Below are 19,195 nucleotides of genomic sequence, written 5' to 3'. Positions count from 1 at the left end.
GTTCACCATGACGGAGCGCAACGACGGCGCGCGGTACTGCATCATCGGCGCGGGCGCGGCGGGCATCACCGCCGCGAAGAACCTGCTCGCGGCCGGCATCGGCTTCGACGTGATCGAGCGCGAGGACGACGTCGGCGGCAACTGGTACTACGGCCGCCCGAGCGGCGCGGTGTATCGCTCGATTCACATGATCAGCTCGAAGCGGTTTTCCGAGTACACCGACTTTCCGATTCCCGACGACTATCCGACCTATGCGCGCGGCGACCAGGCACTCGCGTATCTGCGCGCGTACGCGCGGCGCTACGGCGTATGCGACCGGATCGAGTTCGGCCGCTCGGTGCTCGAGATCGCACCGGTGCCGGGCGGCACGCAGTGGCGCGTGGAACTGGATCGCGGCGAGGTGCGGACCTATCGCGGCGTGATCGTCTGCAACGGCCATCTGTCGCATCCGCAACTGCCCGACTATCCGGGGCGGTTCGACGGGCTGCAGCTGCATTCGTCGCAGTACCGCACGCCGGAGATCTTCGACGGCAAGCGCGTGCTCGTGGTCGGCGCCGGCAATTCCGGCTGCGACATCGCGGTCGAGGCGTCGCATCGTGCGCGCGCGGTCTTCCACAGCACGCGCCGCGGTTACTACTACTGGCCGAAATTCCTGTTCGGGATGCCGGCGGACGAGTGGGCGGAATGGCCGTTGCGGCTGCGTATGCCGCTGTGGGCGCGGCGCTTTTTCGGCGAACGGCTGCTGCGCCTGACGACGGCCGGGCAACCCGAACACTACGGGCTGCGCAAGCCGGACCACAAGCTGTTCGAATCGCATTTCATCATCAATTCGACGCTGTTCTATCACCTCGGCCACGGCGACCTCGCCGCGCGGCCGGACGTGCGCGAACTGAAGGGCGATCGCGTCGTGTTCGTCGACGGCAGCGAGGAGGCGATCGACGTGATCGTGTACGCGACCGGCTACCAGCCGAGCTTTCCGTTCATCGACCAGGCGCACCTGCAATGGCGCAAGCAGCAGCCGTCGCTGTACCTGAACCTGTTCGACGCGCAGCATCGCGACCTGTTCTTCATCGGGCTGTTCCAGACCTCGACCGGCAACTGGCCGTTGATGGACTACCAGGCGCAGCTGCTCGCCCGCTACCTGCATGCGCGCGACGCGGCGCCGCGCAAGGCCGCGCGCATCGACCGGCTGATCCGGCGCGGCCGCTCGGACTGGAGCGGCGGCATCGCGTTCCATCGCACGCCGCGGCACGTGATCGAGGTCGAGCATTTCGCGTACCGGCTGCAGCTGCGACGGCTGATACGCGGGTTGCCGGCCTTGCCCGGCGGTGAGAGCGCGGCGGCATCGAAGGTGGCGCCGGCGCACGCGGTGCGCGCGGGAGGTGCGTCGTGAGCCTCGTGCATGTCGAACACCTGTCGAAGACCTACCTGCTCGACAGCGTGCGCGTGACCGGGCTCGCCGACGTGTCGGCGACGCTCGACGCGGGCCGCTTCACCGTGCTGAGCGGCCCGTCGGGCAGCGGCAAGACGACGCTGCTGAACCTGATCGGCTGCATCGATCGCCCCGACAGCGGGCGCGTGACGATCGCCGGTCACGACACGGCGTCGTTGTCGGACGATGCGCTGTCCGATTTTCGCGCGCGCCATGTCGGCCACGTGTTCCAGACCTTCAACCTGCTGCCGGTGCTGTCCGCGTACGAGAACGTCGAGTATCCGCTGCTGATGGCGGGCTGGGCGCCGGCGCGGCGCACGGCGCGGGTGCGCGACCTGCTCGACGCAGTGGGCCTGGCCGACAAGGCGCGGCACCGGCCGAGCCAGCTGTCGGGCGGCCAGCGCCAGCGCGTCGCGATCGCGCGTGCGCTCGCGGCCGAGCCCGCGATGGTCCTCGCGGACGAACCCACCGCGAACCTCGACAGCGCGACCGGGCACGCGATCATCGCGTTGATGCGCGCGATCCAGCGCGAGCGCGACGTGTCGTTCATCGTGTCGTCGCACGATCCGCAGGTGGTGAAGGTGGCCGACGCCGTGATCCGGATTCTCGACGGCCGCATCGTCGGCCACGAACCGGCCGGCGACGACACGGCGACGCAGGAGGTGTGCCGATGACCCATACGCTGATGCTCGCGCTGCGCAACCTGCAGCGCAACCGCCGGCGCTCGCTCACCACGCTGCTCGCGATGATCGTCGGCGTCAGCGCGATCCTGTTGTTCGGCGGCTTCAGCCGCGACATCACGCTCGGCCTGCAGACCGACTTCGTGCAGCGCAGCGGCCACCTGCAGATCCAGCGCCAGGGCTATTTCCTGTACGGCACGGGCGACCCGGCCGCGTACGGGATTCGCGGCTACCCGGCGCTGATCGAACGATTGCGGCACGACCCGCAGCTCGCGCCGCTGCTGCAGGTCGTCACGCCGACGCTGCAGTTCGGCGGGATCGCCGGCAATTTCGCGGCGGGCGTGTCGCGCACCGTGATGGGCTTCGGCGCGATTGCGGACGACCAGTACCGGATGCAGCAATGGAACGCCTACGGGTTTCCGTTGCAGCCGCCCGCGTTCGCGTTGCGCGGCAGCGCCGGCGACGCGGCGATCGTCGGCCTCGGCGTCGCGCGCGTGCTGCACCTGTGCGGCCCGCTGCGCGTGCCGGATTGCCGCGATGCGCCGCCGGGCCCGGCCGAGCCGGCCGCCGACGGCCCGGCCGCGACCGCGCCGCCCGACGTGCTGGCGCTCGCGCAGGCCGAGGCCGGCACGCGGCCGGCCGCCGACGGCGCGCCGCATGTCGAAGTGCTGACCGCGAGCGCGGGCGGCGCGCCGAACGTCGGCCGCTTCTCGGTCGTGAAGGCGGACCAGCAGGGCGTGAAGGAACTCGACGACGTGTATCTCGCGGTGCACCTGCCGCAGGCGCAGCGGCTCGTCTACGGCGGCGCCGCGCCGCGCGCGACCGCGATCGAGATCCAGCTCGCGCGCACGGCCGACCTGCCGGCGGCGCGCGCGCGCATCGAACAGCTGCTGCACGGCGGCTTCGACGGCCAGGCGCTCGAGGTCGTCGATTTCGCGACGCTGAACCCGTTCTACGACCAGACCAACCGGATGTTCTCGGTGATCTTCGGCTTCGTGTTCGTGCTGATCAGCACGATCGTGCTGTTCGTGATCAGCAACACGATGAGCACCGCGATCATCGAGCGCACCGTCGAGATCGGCACGCTGCGCGCGATGGGCATGCGGCGCGGCGGCATCCAGGCGCTGTTCGTCTGCGAGGGCGCGCTGCTCGGCGTGGCCGGCGCGTCGCTCGGCGTGCTGGTCGCGCTCGCCATTGCCGCGATCGTCAATCGCAGCGGGCTGGCCTGGACGCCGCCCGCCCGGATCGACGCGGTCGCGCTGACGGTGCGCGTGTGGGGCGAGTGGCGAACCATCGCCGTCACGTTCGCCGGGCTCGCGTGCGTGGCCGGGCTGTCCGCGTGGCTGCCGTCGCGGCATGCGGCGCGGCTGTCGATCGTCGATGCGCTGCGGCACGTGTGAGGTCGCCCGATTGCCGCGTTTTCGTTCACTTCACTTTCGGGAGAGCGCCCGTGCGTCGCCTGTTCGTTTCATGCTGTCTGAGTCTTTCGTTCCTGGCCGGCGTCGCGCGTGCGCAGCCGGCGCCCGATCCGCAGAAGGTGCTCGCGGCGAGCGACGCGATCCGCACACCGGAGAAATCGTTCGTGCTGACCGCGACGCTCGTCGAGTACCGCGCCGGCAAGCAGGTCGACGGCAATACGCTGTCGATCCATTCGAAGCCCGACGCGCCCGGCGGTGCGTTCCGCACGCTGGTGCGCTTCGTCGCGCCGGCGCGCGACACGGGCAAGCTGATGCTGAAGAACGGCAACGACCTGTGGTTCTACGATCCGGCGAACCAGGCCAGCGTGCGGATCTCGCCGGACCAGCGGCTGCTCGGCCAGGCCGCGAACGGCGACGTCGTGACGGTCAATCTCGCGCACGACTATACGGCCGCGCTGAAGGGCGTCGAGGACATCGTCGACGGCGACCGGCAGACCCGTCGCGCGTACCACCTTGCGCTCGCCGGCCACGGCGACGGGCTCACGTATCGCCGCATCGAGATCTGGATCGACGCGGCGAACAACCGGCCGCTGAAGGCACGCTTCTATTCGGAAAGCGACCGGCTGCTGAAGACCGCGTTCTATCGCCGCTACACGATGCAACTGGGCGTCGAGCGGCCGACCGAGACCGTCATCGTCGACGGGCTCGACAGCAACTGGGTCACGGTCATGCGTTTCTCCGACTACGCATGGCGCGACATTCCCGATGCATGGCTGCAGCGCGACTACCTGTCCCGCTTCCAGGCGCAATGACGGCGCGGCGCCGAGGCCGGATCGCGGCGCTCGCGTTCGTGCTGCTGCCTGCGCTCGTGCGTGCAGCGGATGCGGGTGCGGCGGGTGGAACGGGTGCGGCGGACGGCACGGCCGGCGTCGCCGCGGCCGATGCCGCGGCGCTGGCGCTGGCCGACCAGCCGGCCGCGACGCCCGCCGACACCGCGAAGCCGTGGAAGCTGAACGTGCAGGACGCGCTGCGCACGAGCCGCTATCGCGACGGCGGCGAGGCCGGCCGCAACCAGCTGTCGATCGAGTTCGAATACGGCCAGTGGCTGACGCCGTCGTTCGCCGCGCATTTCTCGATGCGCTTCGACCGTTTCGATCCGCTCGGCACGTCGCGCACGTCGTCGCGCGACGTGACGCTCGTAAAGGAAGCGTATGCGAGCTGGCGCGCGTCGCCCGCGTTCGTCGTCGACGCGGGGCGCGTGAACGAGCGGCTCGGCGCGGCGATCGGCTACAACCCGACCGACTTCTTCCGGGCCGGGGCGGTGAGTCTCGACGTGCCGCCCGATCCGGACAGCCGGCATACGAACCGGCTCGGCACGGTCGGGCTGCGCGCACAACAGGTGTGGGACTCGGGCTCGCTCGCGGCGCTGCTGTCGCCGCGGCTCGAGCGCCGCAGCCTGCCGGGCGATCCGGCCGCGTCGTCCGACCTGCGGCGCACCAACGGCGTCGACCGCTGGATGCTCGTCGCGAGCCAGCGGCTCACCGCGGCGATCCAGCCGCAATGGATCGTCTACGGCGAAAGCGGGCAGGCGCCGCAGTTCGGCCAGAATCTGAGCGTGCTGCTCGGCAACTCGGTGGTCGCGTACCTCGAGTGGACGGGCGGCTACCGGCGCTCGCTGATCGCGCGTGCCACCGGCGCGGCCGACGATCGCGCGTTTCGCACCAGTTCATCGGTGGGCGCGACGTGGACGCTGCCGGTCGACCTGTCGCTGACCGCCGAATTCCAGAGCAACGGCGGCGGCGCAAACGCGGCGCAATGGCGGTCGTTGCAGCGCGCGAACCCGCTCGCTTGGGGCCGTGCGGTGCAGACCTCGATCGCCGCGCAGGAACTGCAAACCCGTCACGGCGTATTCGTGATGGCGGCGTGGCGCAATGTCGGCGTGCGTCGCCTCGACCTGTCGGGCTTCGTGCAGGCCGATCTCGGCGGCGGCCGGCAATACTGGCTCGAGTTGCGGCGGCGTTTCGACCGCTTCGACGTCGCGCTGCAATGGTTGCATCAGGGCGGGCCGTCGTGGAGCCGCTTCGGCGCGATGCCGGAGTCGACGAGCGTTCAGGTGCTGGGCATTTTTTATCGATGACGCAAGGAGAGTTCGAATGAGCAAACGCGCGCTTCAGGCGGCGACCGCCGTGCTTGCGCTGGTCCCGACGATCACCGGAGTGCTCGGCATGATGGGCATCCACGATCCGCTGTACGCATCGCTCGGCATCGCGCTGCCGGCCGACGCGACGCTGGACGGCAACCTGCGTTTCCATGCGGGCGTCTGGCTCGGGCTCGGGCTCGCGGCGTTTTCGGTGATTCCGCGCATCGAGCGGCAGGGGCGGCTGTTCGCGACGCTGTGGACGATGATCTTTCTCGGCGGTATCGGGCGGCTGATTTCGCTCGCGGCGCTCGGGCTGCCGTGGCCGCCGTTCGTCGGCTTCACGGCGCTCGAAGTCGTCGGCGCGCCGCTGTTCATCGCATGGCAGCGGCGCGTGGCCGCGCATGCCGCATGGGAGCACGCGAATGCATGACATCGACATCGACCGGCGTATCGCGGCGCGTCGTCGTGCCGATGCGGCCGTGCGGGGCATCGCGGCGGCGTTCCTGCACGCCGTGGCGGCACGACGCGTATCGCTCGGGTACGCGCGGTTCATCGCCCGTATCGCCCGTATCGCGCTGCTCGCGTGGGTCCTGCTGGGCCCGGCGCAGGCCGGCGCGCAGGCGGCCGTCGACGACTACGCGGCGACCCGCTATCCGATCGTCCTCGTGCACGGGTTGACCGGGACCGACGACTATTTCGGCGTCCTGCCGTACTGGTACGGCATCCAGGCAGATCTTCAGCGGCATGGCGCGACCGTCTACGTCGCCGACCTGTCCGGTTTCCAGGGCGACCTCGGCCCAAACGGGCGGGGCGAGCAGTTGCTGGCCTACGTCAAGCAGGTACTCGCGGTCACGGGCGCCACCAAGGTGAACCTGATCGGCCACAGCCAGGGCGGGCTGACGTCGCGCTACGTGGCGTCGGTCGCGCCCGCGCTCGTCGCGTCGGTCACGACGATCGCGACGCCGCACCGCGGCTCGCAGTTCGCCGATTTCGTGCTGGGCGCGCTGAAGCTCGACCCGACCGGCCTGTCGACGCCAATCTTCGGTGCGCTGCTGAACCTGTTCGGAATCCTCACCAGCGACACGCACAACACGAACCAGGATGCGATCGCCGCGCTCAACGCGCTGAGCACGTCCCGTGCCGCACAGTTCAACCAGCTGTTCCCGAGCCCGGGGCTCGGCGCCGGCGCGTGCGGCACCGGCGCACCGGTCGAGACGATCGGCGGCAACGTGCATCTGCTGTATTCGTGGAGCGGGGCCGCGTATCAGCCGGTGTCGCTGCTCGGCATCGTGACCGGCGCGGTCGACACCAGCGTGATTCCGGTCATCGATCCGGCGAACGTGCTGGATCCGTCGACGCTCGTGTTCCTGACGGCCGGCAACGTCATGGCGCTGGCCGGCGCCGGCCCGAACGACGGTTTCACGTCGACCTGCAGTGCGCGGTTCGGCACGGTGATCTCGACGCGCTATCGCTGGAATCACTTCGACGCGATCAACCAGCTGCTCGGCATTCGCGGCGCCTATGCGGAAGACCCGGTCGCCGCGCTGCGCGTGCAGGCAAACCGGCTGAAGCAGCAGGGCGTCTGAGCGATGGAGGTCCGGACCATGCTGTCCCGCGCGGTGTTGTACGGCGCGACCGGGGCGATCGCCGCGGCGGCCGTGTGGCACGCGTTCGGTCGTCAGGCTGCGTCGACGGCCGCCGTGGCCGCCACGGATGCCGCGCCGCCCGGCCACGTCGCGCCGAGCGGTGCGGCGGTGCCGCGGCCGGTGCTTGCCTTGTCCGATGTCGCGCTGCCGGCGCCGCTCGCGGGCGCGCGTGCGCCGCGCCTGCCGGTCGGGCCCGACGGGCGCCTCGCGCACGTGCACGCGGTGCGGGAATTCTTCGATTACTTTTTGCTTGCGCAGCATGACCTGACGCCCGCGGCGCTCGATGCGCTGGTCGCGCATGAAATCGCTTCGCAGCCGATCGGCGAGCCGGCCCGCCGCGATGCGCTCGACCTGTGGCCGCGCTATCGCGCGTGCATCGCCGCGTTCGACACGCTGCCGGGCGCGCCGCCGGCAGGCGCCGTTCTCGATCCGGACGGCATCGCGGGCGAGCTCGAGCGGCGCGCGGCGCTCGCGCGCCGCTGGCTCGGCGACTGGAGCGCGCCGTTCTTCGACGCGGAATTCCGGCGGCAGCGCGGCGATCTCGACCGGATCAGGATCGCGCGCGATCCGACGCTCGATGCCGCGCAGAAGCGCGCACGCCTCGCCGCACTCGACCAGGCGTTGCCGCCGGACGAGCGCGACGCACGCGAGCGCGCGGCGCGCCAACGCGATGCGCTCGCAACGCTCGCGCAGCTCGACGGCCAGCGCGCGACGCCCGATGCGCTGCGTGCGCAGCTCGGCGCCGAGGTCGCCGCGCGCGTCGAGCGGATGCGGCAGGGCGACGATGCGTGGCGGGCACGCTATCGCGACTACGCGGCCGAACGCGACCGGCTCGACGCGCAGCCGCTTGCGCCCGACGCGCGCGATGCGCAGCTCGCGCAATTGCGGCAACGCGACTTCCCGGATCCGGCGGACGCATTGCGGGCCGCATCGCTCGACGCGGGCCGGGCCACGGCATCGGCGCGCTAGCACTCGTCCCGGACGTGCGCGCCGTCACGGCGCTCACACCTGGCGGCGGAGAAGTGTGAGATAGCCCACACTTTCCGCATTCTTTTCGATTCGGGAATGATTTTAATTTCCAGTTTAAATCGCATTACCGCGCATTGACATTCATCCGCCGTTTTCAATGACACATTGCGCAACCCGTTTTATATGGGAGGATTTAAATCGCCGATTTTTGATTGACAATGCAAGTATCTTCGGCTGGCGAGCCGAACTGTCAAATTACTTCATGTAACAAAAGCGGAGTGTCGCGTACGGTTGGGCTGCGTGATACCTTTTTGCTCAATGTCACCGCGATGAAACGGCGGAGAAACCGTTAAACCGGTGCGGTGAAAACAGCAGGAAGGTCCGGTGGCCGAGGGGCAGGGATACAACGTACGAGGTGCGCCGTGATACATCAGGCCAACAACGTCATCGAGTTGCCGCATGCACTTGGTGCCAATCATTTCCTGTCTGCGCTCGACGGAATTAGCCGTTCCGAATTGGCGCCTCATCTGATGCTTTCGAATCTCGAGACCGGCCAGGTGCTATGCGATGCCGGCGAGAATCTGGAGGCCGTCTATTTTCCGGTGACGGCGGGCATTTCCCTGCAATACACGGCGGGCGGCAAGACGACACTCGGCGTGACGGAAATCGGCCGCGAAGGCATCGTATGCGACGACGTCATCGGCAGCGCGATGCAGCGCCGCGTCGTCGTCTACCGCGGCGGGTTCGCGTACCGGCTGTATGCGCGCCGCTTCGCGGACGCGTGCGACGGGTCGGCGGCGATCCGGCGGCAGGTCTTCGTGCGGATGCAGCTGGCGTTGTCCCAGGCGTCGCAGGTCATGTTCTGCAGCCGCCATCACGTGATGCGGCAGCAACTGGGCCGCTGGCTGCTGATCGCCTACGAGCGCGCACGCAGCATCGAAATCCCGGTCACGCACGGCATGCTGGGGCAGATGCTGGGCGTGCGCCGCGAGACCGTCACCGATGCCACGCGGCAGCTTCACGAGCTCGGCCTGATCCATCAGCATCGCGGTGCCATCGTACTGACGGATCTCGCCGGTCTCGAACGGCAGGGCTGCGATTGCCATCGGGTCGTGCGCGACGAAACACGCCGCATCCTCGCGACCGATGCCGGTACGGATGCCGGTGCCGCGTTGTCGCGCCGCGTCCGGACGACTTAGTCGCCGGCACCGCGTCGTGGCGCGATGGCATGCACGGCGGCGCGGCGCGCAAAAGGAACGGGGAGGTGCCTGGCGCAGGCGGTGCGGCGACGCGTCGGGCAGGCGGCATCGAGAAGAATCAGAAAAACAGTCATTCAGGTATGGAAAACATTTCGAAGCTCCAGAGTCAGCGCAGCTCGTTCCACGTGTGGCCATGGAGTCCGGCGCTCGGCATCCTGCCGATCGTCGTCGTGGTCGTCGCGCTGGCCGGGTTCGTCGCCGTCAGCCTGATCGTGATCATGTCGTTGCGCGTGTACGTCGGCGGCGAAAGCAGCTGGTCGAAGGCGCAGAAGGACGAGATCCTGCTGCTGAGCCGCTACGGGCAGACCGGCGACGAACAGCTGTTTAACGATTACCTGGCGGTCGACCGGACCCTTACGTTCCTCGGCGCCGCGCGCCGCGCGATGACCGGCACGCCGCCGGACCACGGCGTGGCGCGCCAGGCGCTGATCGAGGCGGGCATCAATCCGGTCGATGCGGCGGCGGTGGTGTGGTTCTACCCGATCCTGAGCAGCTTCGCACGCCTGAACGCCGCGTTGCAATACTGGGAGGACGCGGACCGGCAACTGGTCGACCTGCGCAGGATCGCCAACGCGCTGCACGCGTCGGTGCATGCGGACGACGTCCGGCGCACGAGCAGCCTGAACCGCGCGATCTGGGACCTCAACGCGCACATCGAACCGCTGCCGAAGCGCTTTTCCGACGAGCTGAGCGCCGAATTCCGCTCGGCCGTCATCCAGCTGTTCCTGTCGTACATCGCGGCCTCGCTGCTGATCATCCTGCTGTCGGTGCGGTGGGCGAGCCGCGCGCAACGCCAGCAGGCGTCGATGCAGACCGAGCTGGACCGGAGCCAGGCGTTCGCGGCAGCCGCGCTGCGCTCGGTCGCCGACGCGATCGTCACGATCGGCCTCACGCGCGGCATCGAGACCGTCAATCCGGCGGCCGAGCAGCTGCTCGGCGCGTCGTCGCGGCAGTGTGTCGGCAAGCCGATCAACGACGTGCTGGACCTGATCGACACGTCGACGGGCATGTCGATCAAGCTGCTCGCGTCGCTCGGCAATCGCAGCGACCCCACGTTCACCCGCGATCTCGACCTGATCCGCGTGTGCGGCTCGGCGGTGTCGGTGCGCGCGTCGCTGTCGAAGATGGACAACGCCGCGGGCCGCTGCGTCGGCTACGTGCTGATCCTGCGCGACATGACGCGCGAACACCAGTTGATCGAGAAGCTGACCTGGCAGGCGTCGCACGATGCGCTGACCGGCCTCATCAATCGCACGGCGTTCGAGCGGCGCCTGGGCGACGCGCTGGCGCAGCGCGGCGGCGGGATGTTGCTGGTGCTCGACCTCGACGGCTTCAAGGAAGTCAACGACGTGTGCGGCCACGCGGCGGGCGACGCGCTGCTGCGCGACGCGACCGCGGTGTTCGCGCGCTGTCTCGGCCACGACGACGTGTTCGGCCGGCTGGGCGGCGACGAATTCGGCATCCTGCTGCCGGCCGGCCGCAACGGCGCGCCGGACGGCGGCAAGGCGGAGCGGCTGCGCGCGAGTCTCGAGGACTTCACGTTCCTGTGGGAAGGCGAGCCGTTCAAGCTCAGCGTGAGCATCGGCGTGCTGGATCTCGCGTGCCGGCCCGAGAGCGTCGAGAAGGCGATGCAGATGGCCGACGTCGCGTGCTACGTCGCGAAGGATCGCGGCCGCAACCGCGTGCATGTCGCGGATTCGCGCGACATGCATTCGAGCCGCCAGGCGTATCACACGCAGTGGAGCCGGCGCGTGAAGACGGCGCTCGAGACGAATTCCTTCCAGTTGTATGCGCAACCGATCGTGCCGATCCAGCCCGCGCTCGGCGCGCAGGAGCGCGCGGAGATCCTGCTGCGCATCCCGGACGCCGACGGCAAGCTGATCTCGCCGGTGTTCCTGCCGGCCGCCGAGCGCTACGGCCACATGACGATGATCGACCGCTGGGTCGTGCGCACCGTGATCCGGCGCCTCGCGCGGCTCGAACGGCGCCAGTACGTCGAATACAACGTGAACCTGTCGGCGATGTCGATCACCGACGAGCGCTTCGTGGAGTTCGTGATCGCCGAGCTGTCGGCGTCGGGGCTCGACCCGTCGCTGCTGTGTTTCGAGATCACGGAGACGAGCGCGGTCCGCAACCTGGAGGTTGCGTCGCGTTTCATGTACGAGCTGCGCGACCTCGGCTGTCGCTTCGCGCTCGACGACTTCGGCGCCGGCATGTCGTCGTTTTCGTATCTGCGCCAGTTGCCGATCGACTACCTGAAGATCGACGGCGGCCTCGTGTCGACCATGACGTCCGACAGCATCAAGCGCGGCATCGCGTCCGCGATCAACGACATCGCGCACGTGATGCAGTACCGCACCGTCGCCGAGCACGTCGAGGATACGGCGACGGCCGAGATGCTTCGCGCGCTGGGCGTCGACTATTGCCAGGGCTATTACTTCAGCCGCCCCGCGCCCTGGCAGGAAGGGGGATTCCATTGAACCAAGCGAGGAACGAACGCATGAGTGCTCCATTTGAACTGACCGGCGACCTGATGGACCTGGCGAGCTATCCGGTTTGGCTGCGCGACGTGGTCGGCGCGACCGACGAGCTGAAGGCGCGCGTGCGTGCGCATCCGGTGTTCGCGGCGATGAGCGGCGGGACGCTGCGCGCGTCGCAACTGCGCGCATTCTTCGTGACCGGCTGGGCGGTGGTCAGCCAGTTTCCGGAATACATGGCGATGAACCTGGTGAAGACCGCGGCCTACAGGTCGCGCGGCGACGAGAAGGCGCGGCGCTATCTGATCCGCAATATCCGCGTCGAGCAGAACCACGTCGATCACTGGGCCAACTGGGCGGCGGAATCGGGCGTGACGGTCGACATGCTGCTGCGCGGCGACGCGCCGCTGGCCGGATTCTCGCTGAGCCACTGGTGCTGGAAAAGCGGCAGTACCGATGCGCTCGCGCCGAGCATCGCCGCGACCAACTATGCGATCGAGGGCGTGACGGGCGAGTGGAGCGCGCTGCTGTGCGCATCGCCGTACGAACGGCAGTTCGATCCGGCCGTGCGGCATCGCGCGATGCGCTGGCTCAAGCTGCACGCCGACTACGACGACCGGCATCCGTGGGAGGCGCTCGACATCGTCGCGACGCTGCTCGGCCAGTCGCCCGCGGCGCGCGACGTGCGGGACGTCGAGACGTCGATCCGCAAGAGCCTGAGCTATTTCCTGACGAGTCTCGATTGCTGCATGCATGTGTAGTCGCCGGCATCGTGCGCGCGCGGGTTCGTGCGGGCCGCACCCGGCCGTTCCGGCTGGAAGGCGGGCCGGCGTGACGTCGCGATGCACCGTGCGGGCCGTCGTGCTGGACGATTTTCCATGGCCACCCAAGTTCTCGTCGTAGAGCCCGATCCGCGCATGCGCGACAGGATCCGCGCGCTCCTGCGCGGCTGCCAGATCGATACGTCGGCGCTCGACGATGTGTCGATGCTGCTCGCGCACGTGAGCGCGGCACCGCCCACCCTGATCGTGTTGCGGGTCGAACGGCCGGCCACGACGTTCTACATGGCGCTCGGCGCACTGCGGCGCGCCGGTCACGACATGCCGGTGATCGTGATCAGCCGCGACGCGCAGGTGGTCGACAAGGTCGTCGCGCTCGAGATCGGCGCGGACGACTATGTCGTGGAGCCGTTCGAGCCGATGGAGCTGGTCGCACGCGTGCGCAGCGCGATGCGCCGCTACGCGCCGAACCGGCCGGAGTTGCCGCGCGGGCCGGGGAATGCCGAAACCTATGCGTTCGGCGACATCGAGGTGAATTTCGTCACGCGACGCGCGACCCGCGCGGGAGACGACCTCGGGCTGCGCGCGAGCGAATTTGCGCTGCTCGAACTGTTCATCTCGCAGCCGCTGCGCGTGCTGTCGCGCGCGGAAATCCTCGCGCTGCTGGGGCTGACCGTGGCCGGGCGCTCCGAGCGCGGGCTCGACGTGCTGATCTTCCGGCTGCGCAACCTGATCGAGCAGGCGGTCGGCGACTATCGCTACATCCGCACCGTGCGCGGCAAGGGCTATATCTTCGTGCCGCTCGGCACGCTGGCGGACGACGCGGACCCGCTGCCGCACGCGTGAGCGGGGCGCGGGCACGTCGGGCATCGCGGCCGGCGTGTCGCGCGCCGGCATCGACCAACCTTCACCTGCGCATGCCGCCATCGCCCCGGTTCGCCATCGGGGCGACCCGCCATTGTCGGTTTAGAACGACCGTGCTAAATTTCCCGCCAGCATTTGGCAGTCACCGACCCGATCATCCGGCTGCGGGGCGTTCGGCCGTCGGGTGGTCGTGTGGCCGTGGCTCGACGTGACGCTCGCCGCGCACGGGCGCGATGGCGATTTCCACGCCGGCAAGCGTGCCGCCGCGCGTTACTTCTTTCGCCGGGAGCTGCCGAAGGTGGGTGCGCAGCTCGACCTGCTGGCGAGCGCCGATACGACGACGCTCGAGATGCGCGACGCGTGGTTCAGAGCGCCGCGCAGCACGAATGATGGTGACGCGGTGCGGGCCGATGCGCGTGCGCTGCGCGCCGATCGCGCGGGCGCGTCCCGCTGCCGTATCGCTGCCGTATCGATGCGCGACGACGTCGCGCAAGGAGAGAGGAGAGCATGAAAGCCTTGTTGTGTACCGCATTCGGCCCGATCGACCGCCTGCGCATCGAGGACGTCGCGATTCCCGAACCGGCCGCCGGCCAGGTGCGGATTCGCGTGAAGGCGGCGTCGCTCAACTTCCCCGATGCGCTGATCGTCCAGGGGCTCTATCAGGTGAAGCCGGCGCTGCCGTTTTCGCCCGGCGCGGAATTCGCCGGCGTGATCGACGCGGTCGGCGACGGCGTGAGCGCCTGGCGGCCCGGCGACGAGGTGGTCGCGTTTACCGGTCATGGCGGTTTCGCGGAGCATTGCGTGGCTGACGTGCACCAGATCGCGGCGCTGCCGCCGGGAATGACGTTCGAGCAGGGCGCGGCGCTTGTGCTGGCCTACGGCACGTCGCTGCATGCGTTGCAGCAGCGCGCGCGCCTGCAGCAGGGCGAGACGCTGCTGGTGCTGGGCGCGGCCGGCGGCGTGGGGCTGGCCGCGATCGAGATCGCGAAGGCGCTGGGCGCACGCGTGATCGCGGCCGCGTCGAGCGCGGACAAGCTCGCGCTGTGCCGCGCAGCCGGTGCCGACGACACGCTCGACTATGCGACCGAGGACCTGCGGCGCCGTGTCGACGAACTGACCGGCGGACGCGGCGCGGACGTCGTCTACGATCCGGTCGGCGGCGCGTACAGCGAGGCGGCGCTGCGCGCGACCGCGTGGCGCGGCCGGTTTCTCGTGGTCGGCTTCGCGGCCGGCGAGATTCCGAAGATCGCGCTGAACCTCGCGCTGCTCAAGGAGCGCGACATCCTGGGCGTGTTCTGGGGCGACGCGGTGCGGCGCGACCCCGCGCAGCATGCGGCGAACATGCGCCAGCTCGCGCAATGGTTCGCGGCCGGCAAGGTGCGGCCCGCGATCACCGAGCGCGTGCCGCTCTCGGGCGCGGCCGACGCGATCGCGCGCATGGCGAGCCGGCAGGTGAAGGGCAAGGTCGTGATCCTGCCGGACGCGTGACAACGCCGGCGCGGCATCATGCGGCGGCGGCCCGAGCGGGCGCCGCTTTCGAGCGGATTTCTTTCGTGTGACGTTACCGGAGTCGTTGAGCATGCAACCCCTGTCGAATCTGCAACCCGCCGTCGCGGCATCGCTCGCGACGTGGCACGCGATGCTCGCGCGCAAGGATTTCAGCGAACTCGACACGATCGTCCATCCGGACGCCGTGTTCCGCTCGCCGATGGCGTTCAAGCCGTACGGACCGGCGCCCGCGCTGCTGCTGGCGCTGCGCACGGTGCTCACGATCCTCGAGAACTTCGAATACCACCGCGCGTTCGCCGACGACGACGGCACGAGCGTCGTGCTGGAATTCAGTGCGATGCTCGGCGACAAGCGGCTGAAGGGGATCGACATGATCCGCTTCGACGTCGACGGGCGGATCGTCGAATTCGAGGTGATGATCCGGCCGTTCAATGCGCTGCAGGCGCTCGGCGCGGCAATGGGCGCGCGGCTCGGGCAGCAGCTTCCGGCGTTCAAGACGGGCGAGTGAGCGGGGGGCCGCCGGCCGGTGCGGAAAATGTCGCCGGCGCAACGCGACGGTCGCGCTCGCGTGCGGCGCCGGCCGGGCGCGCGTCAATGAGTCTTGATCCTGACGCTGTAGCCCGCATCCTCGAACGCGACGACGAATTCCTCGGGGAACAGCCACGACTCGACCTTCACGTGCGAGGTCGCGCAATCGATCTCGACCTTGGCGTCGGGATCGACGCGCCAGATTTCATGTTCGACCGCGCGGGCGGTATCGTCGTCGAGCGAGTGGTCCAGTACGAATTCCATGATCAATTTCCTGTTTTGACGGCCGCATTCATATGAGCGAGAACGGCGCGGTTGGCGAACGAAGCCGATGACGTCGACGGGATCGGACAACATGGGTCGACGATACGCGCGATCGCGTCGAACGATAAGCCGGCATGCGCGTGACGCACTGTCGCCCGTTGATCAACGAATCCGGTCAAGCGCGTGCGAACGGGCTTCCCGAGTGCGAAAGATGCGTTGCAGCCAAGATCGACTTTGTCACGGCGATGCGCGGCTCGCCTTGCGCCAGCGAATTCCCGATGAAGCAAGTACCGTTCCGCGCGATCGATGTTGCACGACACGGCACCGCATCACACCACGCACCACGCACCACGCACCACGCAAACGCGCAACGCGCAACGCGCAACGCGTATCACGCATCGAGCAACGCTACCGCATCGGCCGCGATCATCGCGAGGTGGTTCGCGGGCCGCGGCCGGCCGGTCGGACGAAACACGGCCTCGCCCTGCACGATGGCGCGGCCCGAATACGCGCACCGTCCGTCGCGCCGGGCGACCGCGCGGCGCCATTTCTGTTCGCCGTAGTGCAGGCGGCCGCTTTCGACCCAGCGGACCAGCAGCGATTCGTGCGACCACTCCAGCAGCGTGACGTGAACCTGGTTGCGACCGGGTGACGATGCGCGCGGCGCGATGCCGACGGAAGAGACGGTCAGCATGATCGATTGCTTTCGGCGCGACCGCCGCGGCGCCGATCCGCATCGCGCGGCAACGAACGGCACTGCATCGGCCGCCCGGTGCGGCGCCGGAGTTCGTGAGTCATGCTGAATGCCATTGCCAGTCTCCTGCCGGCCGGCGAGGCCGGCGCGGGGTCGATCGAGGCCGCGCGCTCGACGCGGCCGGTTCGGGATGCGTCGACGCAGCGGGTGCGCAGGTGACATACCGCTCGCATCGCCGACGAACGCCCAGTGTAAAAGCGCATGCCGGGCCACCGGAAGGCGCGCGAACAAGAACACGGTGTTGCCCGATATCGAACACGGGCGTGTGTGCCTACGGTCGCACCACGGCATCAAGGGCGCGTATCCGGCGCCGCGCCGCGCGCCGTCGCCTGCGGCATCGGGCGAAGCGTGACCGTGCAGGTCGTGCCCGCCGCGAGGAAGCCGTCGCGCGGCATACTGTCCAGCCGGATCCGGACCGGCACGCGCTGCGCGAGCCGCACCCACGTGAAGATTGGGTTGACGTCGGCGAGCAGCGTCGCGCCGGCCGGATTGTCGCGATCGCTGATGCCGCGCGCGACGCCTTCGACGTGTCCGGTCGACGGCCCGCCGGACAGCAGCCGGATCTCGGCCTGATCGCCGGCATCATCAGGATCACGACCGTCACCACCGCCGTGCGCGGCGCTGCCAGCTCCAGCCGCATCGACACGCCCATTGCCAGCAAGACGGCGATCACGGTCTTCGCGACATGGATCAGGCGCGCGCCGTCGGTTCGGCCGTATTCGCGGCTCATGCCGAGCAGCATGCGAGCGAACGCCGCTGCGTTGACAGGCCTGGCTAGCGCGGGCTTGGTCCGCGGCATGGCGTGACGGCAGGACGGATCCGGCGGGACGGCGGCGACACGGTGGCGCGCATCGCGTCAGACGGAATCCGTCGACAGCATTTCGGCATGCAGCTCCTTGTCCGTGCCGGCGGACGACGGCGGATCGAGCAGCGCGATCCGCACGTGTTCGATGAACAGCTTCAGCTTGTTGCTCGCGTACGGATTGCGCGGATAGACCGCGTAGATCACTTCGTCCTGCGGTGCTTCATCGGCGAGCACGCGCACCAGCCGGCCGTCGCGCAGGCAGTCGTCCGCGATGTAGCGCGGCAGCATCGCGATGCCGATGCCTTGCACCGCGGCGTCGCACAGCGTTTCGCCGTTGTTGGACAGGAACACGCTGCCCGGGCTGATCGCGCGCGGCTTGCCGAGGCTGCCGGGCGTCGTGAACGTCCAGGTGGCCGACGGCGCCGTATGGCTGTAGTTCAGGCAGCGGTGCTCGAGCAGCGCGTCGATCGAGTCCGGTTCGCCGTGAGCGGCAAGGTAGTCGGGACTGCAGACGACGACGCGCTCGCATGCGGCAACGCGGCGTGCGATCAGCGCGCTGTCGGGCAGTCGCGCGGAGCGGATCGCGACGTCGAAGCGCTCGACTTCGAGGTTCATCGTGCGATCGTCGGTGTCGAGCGTGACGCGCAGCTGCGGATGCGCGGCGGCGAAGGCCGCGACCGCCGGCCCGAGCAGGAGGCGAGTGAGACTCACCGGCGACGTGATGCGCAGCTCGCCGCACAGTCCGTGCGAGCGTTCCGCGATTTCCTCGGCGACGTCGACGAGCCGGCGCATCGATTCCGACGCGGCACGATAGAAGATCATGCCGTCTTCGGTCGGCGTTACGTTGCGGGTCGAGCGCATCAGCAGCTGCACGCCGAGCGTGCGCTCGAGGTCGCTGATGCGCTTGCTGACGACGGACTTCGACAGGCCGAGCCGGCGTGCGGATTCGGTGATGCTTTGCCGCTCGACGGCGAACAGGAAGGCCTGGATATCGTCTATGTTCAGGGATTTCATGATGCTGTCCGAGGGGCGTCGGGCATGAGTAAAGGGCGGCCGTTTGCTGCGCTGCCACGCATGCCGAGGCGATCGACGGGCGACGCGACGGCCGGCGGCCGGCGGCCGGCGGCGCGAATCGTGTGACGAAAGCGCGGCGCGCGGCGGCATTCGCCGAAGCGGCTGCGACGCGTGGGAAACGCGACGCGCCGCCGGCATGTCGCGGCCGCGCGAACGACTTCGCGCGGCTGCGCTGCAACGCGGCGCGAACGGGCAGTTCGGGGGCGCGGCGGGTTACGCGAGCTTGATGCGAGTCCGATGCCGTTGGCAATCCGTATGAGTCCAAGCGTAGTGGAACGTGTCGCGTGTCGATAGCCGGGCCGGATGGTCCTCAGTGTTCCGTGCATGGAACGATCGATCGCGCCGCCGCCAGGGGCGGCGCGATCTGCGAATCGCTGCCGGTGCTTGCCGGCGCGGCGGCGGGCGTCAGGCGATCTGATCGAGGCGATAGACCTCCACCGTGTCGACGGCATCCCGGTCGCGGGCCTGGAACGCCGCGATGTGCGCGCGTATTCGTAACGGATCGGAGGGAATGTGTCGACGCAGGGTGGTGTCGCGGTTGCGACCGCCGGTATCCGGCCGGTCGCAACCGCGCGAAACGGCATGCGCCGTCGCGGC

Annotated in this window: 17 protein-coding genes and 3 pseudogenes; 15 read left to right on the top strand and 5 right to left on the bottom strand. The window is 69.1% G+C overall.

From position 1 onward, the window contains the following. Window positions 1–7 precede the first annotated feature (7 nt). The 15 genes and pseudogenes from NQV17_RS30665 (at window position 8) to NQV17_RS30595 (ending at window position 15,681) form a co-directional block, all read left to right on the top strand. The gene (locus tag NQV17_RS30665) at window positions 8–1,393 is read left to right on the top strand and encodes an NAD(P)/FAD-dependent oxidoreductase (RefSeq protein ID WP_257775148.1); all 1,386 of its coding nucleotides are present in this window, start codon (window positions 8–10) and stop codon (window positions 1,391–1,393) included. Beyond that, window positions 1,390–2,106 carry an ABC transporter ATP-binding protein gene (locus NQV17_RS30660; RefSeq protein WP_257775147.1) on the top strand — a complete coding sequence of 239 codons (717 nt, stop codon included), beginning with the start codon at window positions 1,390–1,392 and terminating at the stop codon, window positions 2,104–2,106. The genes NQV17_RS30665 and NQV17_RS30660 overlap by 4 nt, the downstream gene beginning before the upstream one ends. Continuing rightward, complete coding sequence (locus NQV17_RS30655; RefSeq protein ID WP_257775146.1) at window positions 2,103–3,512, top strand: ABC transporter permease; 1,410 nt, start codon at window positions 2,103–2,105, stop codon at window positions 3,510–3,512. Before NQV17_RS30660 ends, NQV17_RS30655 begins: the two co-directional genes overlap by 4 nt. Before the next feature lie 50 nt (window positions 3,513–3,562). After that, entirely contained in the window at window positions 3,563–4,342 is a 780-nt protein-coding gene (locus NQV17_RS30650; protein WP_257775145.1) for an outer membrane lipoprotein-sorting protein, read from the top strand. 20 nt (window positions 4,343–4,362) lie between these two features. Continuing rightward, window positions 4,363–5,667 carry a hypothetical protein gene (locus NQV17_RS30645; RefSeq protein ID WP_374692779.1) on the top strand — a complete coding sequence of 435 codons (1,305 nt, stop codon included), beginning with the start codon at window positions 4,363–4,365 and terminating at the stop codon, window positions 5,665–5,667. A gap of 16 nt (window positions 5,668–5,683) precedes the next feature. Beyond that, window positions 5,684–6,100 (top strand): DUF4345 domain-containing protein, encoded by a 417-nt coding sequence (locus NQV17_RS30640; RefSeq protein WP_257775143.1) that lies wholly within the window; start codon window positions 5,684–5,686, stop codon window positions 6,098–6,100. Continuing rightward, entirely contained in the window at window positions 6,093–7,256 is a 1,164-nt protein-coding gene (locus NQV17_RS30635; RefSeq protein WP_257775142.1) for a triacylglycerol lipase, read from the top strand. The genes NQV17_RS30640 and NQV17_RS30635 overlap by 8 nt, the downstream gene beginning before the upstream one ends. An 18-nt stretch (window positions 7,257–7,274) precedes the next feature. Continuing rightward, on the top strand, window positions 7,275–8,285 hold the full coding sequence (locus tag NQV17_RS30630; protein ID WP_257775141.1) for a lipase secretion chaperone: 1,011 nt from the start codon (window positions 7,275–7,277) through the stop codon (window positions 8,283–8,285). Window positions 8,286–8,707: 422 nt separating this feature from the next. Then, window positions 8,708–9,484 carry a Crp/Fnr family transcriptional regulator gene (locus NQV17_RS30625; protein WP_257775140.1) on the top strand — a complete coding sequence of 259 codons (777 nt, stop codon included), beginning with the start codon at window positions 8,708–8,710 and terminating at the stop codon, window positions 9,482–9,484. Window positions 9,485–9,624: 140 nt separating this feature from the next. Further along, window positions 9,625–12,024, top strand: coding sequence for a bifunctional diguanylate cyclase/phosphodiesterase (locus tag NQV17_RS30620; protein ID WP_257775139.1), 2,400 nt, complete (start codon window positions 9,625–9,627; stop codon window positions 12,022–12,024). 20 nt (window positions 12,025–12,044) lie between these two features. Next, complete coding sequence (locus tag NQV17_RS30615) at window positions 12,045–12,782, top strand: TenA family transcriptional regulator (RefSeq protein WP_257775138.1); 738 nt, start codon at window positions 12,045–12,047, stop codon at window positions 12,780–12,782. Between the two features lie 117 nt (window positions 12,783–12,899). Continuing rightward, a complete protein-coding gene (locus tag NQV17_RS30610; protein WP_257775137.1) occupies window positions 12,900–13,646 on the top strand; it encodes a winged helix-turn-helix domain-containing protein in 747 nt (248 codons plus the stop codon). A 187-nt stretch (window positions 13,647–13,833) separates the two neighbouring features. Further along, a pseudogene (locus NQV17_RS30605) lies at window positions 13,834–14,031 on the top strand (acyl-CoA dehydrogenase C-terminal domain-containing protein); the annotation flags it as partial. 140 nt (window positions 14,032–14,171) lie between these two features. After that, window positions 14,172–15,152 carry an NADPH:quinone oxidoreductase family protein gene (locus tag NQV17_RS30600; protein WP_257775136.1) on the top strand — a complete coding sequence of 327 codons (981 nt, stop codon included), beginning with the start codon at window positions 14,172–14,174 and terminating at the stop codon, window positions 15,150–15,152. A 91-nt stretch (window positions 15,153–15,243) separates the two neighbouring features. Then, window positions 15,244–15,681, top strand: a complete 438-nt coding sequence (locus NQV17_RS30595; protein ID WP_374692778.1) for a nuclear transport factor 2 family protein — start codon at window positions 15,244–15,246, stop codon at window positions 15,679–15,681. 83 nt (window positions 15,682–15,764) lie between these two features. Here the strand turns inward: NQV17_RS30595 and NQV17_RS30590 are convergent, their stop codons facing one another. From NQV17_RS30590 to NQV17_RS30570, 5 genes and pseudogenes are all read right to left on the bottom strand, one after another. Continuing rightward, window positions 15,765–15,965 (bottom strand): hypothetical protein, encoded by a 201-nt coding sequence (locus NQV17_RS30590; protein ID WP_257775134.1) that lies wholly within the window; start codon window positions 15,963–15,965, stop codon window positions 15,765–15,767. 391 nt (window positions 15,966–16,356) lie between these two features. Then, a complete protein-coding gene (locus NQV17_RS30585) occupies window positions 16,357–16,659 on the bottom strand; it encodes a DUF3331 domain-containing protein (protein WP_257775133.1) in 303 nt (100 codons plus the stop codon). A 350-nt stretch (window positions 16,660–17,009) separates the two neighbouring features. Further along, a pseudogene (locus NQV17_RS30580) lies at window positions 17,010–17,297 on the bottom strand (efflux transporter periplasmic adaptor subunit); the annotation flags it as partial. Window positions 17,298–17,575: 278 nt separating this feature from the next. Next, window positions 17,576–18,538, bottom strand: coding sequence for a LysR family transcriptional regulator (locus NQV17_RS30575; protein WP_257775132.1), 963 nt, complete (start codon window positions 18,536–18,538; stop codon window positions 17,576–17,578). A 465-nt stretch (window positions 18,539–19,003) separates the two neighbouring features. After that, window positions 19,004–19,195: pseudogene (locus tag NQV17_RS30570) on the bottom strand (hypothetical protein); the annotation flags it as partial.

Source organism: Burkholderia sp. SCN-KJ (genome assembly GCF_024656005.1).
In the GTDB taxonomy this organism is placed as follows: domain Bacteria; phylum Pseudomonadota; class Gammaproteobacteria; order Burkholderiales; family Burkholderiaceae; genus Burkholderia.
The sequence above is the reverse complement of the archived record's forward strand: the minus strand, read 5'-3'. Positions and strand labels throughout refer to the sequence as shown.

Bases quoted from the DNA above. Each gene is read 5' to 3' on its own strand.
- NQV17_RS30665 (WP_257775148.1), top strand. From the start codon at position 8: ATGACGGAGCGCAACGACGGCGCGCGGTACTGCATCATCGGCGCGGGC.
- NQV17_RS30655 (WP_257775146.1), top strand. From the start codon at position 2,103: ATGACCCATACGCTGATGCTCGCGCTGCGCAACCTGCAGCGCAACCGC.
- NQV17_RS30640 (WP_257775143.1), top strand. From the start codon at position 5,684: ATGAGCAAACGCGCGCTTCAGGCGGCGACCGCCGTGCTTGCGCTGGTC.
- NQV17_RS30635 (WP_257775142.1), top strand. From the start codon at position 6,093: ATGCATGACATCGACATCGACCGGCGTATCGCGGCGCGTCGTCGTGCC.
- NQV17_RS30630 (WP_257775141.1), top strand. From the start codon at position 7,275: ATGCTGTCCCGCGCGGTGTTGTACGGCGCGACCGGGGCGATCGCCGCG.
- NQV17_RS30620 (WP_257775139.1), top strand. From the start codon at position 9,625: ATGGAAAACATTTCGAAGCTCCAGAGTCAGCGCAGCTCGTTCCACGTG.
- NQV17_RS30615 (WP_257775138.1), top strand. From the start codon at position 12,045: ATGAGTGCTCCATTTGAACTGACCGGCGACCTGATGGACCTGGCGAGC.
- NQV17_RS30610 (WP_257775137.1), top strand. From the start codon at position 12,900: ATGGCCACCCAAGTTCTCGTCGTAGAGCCCGATCCGCGCATGCGCGAC.
- NQV17_RS30600 (WP_257775136.1), top strand. From the start codon at position 14,172: ATGAAAGCCTTGTTGTGTACCGCATTCGGCCCGATCGACCGCCTGCGC.
- NQV17_RS30595 (WP_374692778.1), top strand. From the start codon at position 15,244: ATGCAACCCCTGTCGAATCTGCAACCCGCCGTCGCGGCATCGCTCGCG.
- NQV17_RS30590 (WP_257775134.1), bottom strand. From the start codon at position 15,965: ATGGAATTCGTACTGGACCACTCGCTCGACGACGATACCGCCCGCGCG.
- NQV17_RS30585 (WP_257775133.1), bottom strand. From the start codon at position 16,659: ATGCTGACCGTCTCTTCCGTCGGCATCGCGCCGCGCGCATCGTCACCC.
- NQV17_RS30575 (WP_257775132.1), bottom strand. From the start codon at position 18,538: ATGAAATCCCTGAACATAGACGATATCCAGGCCTTCCTGTTCGCCGTC.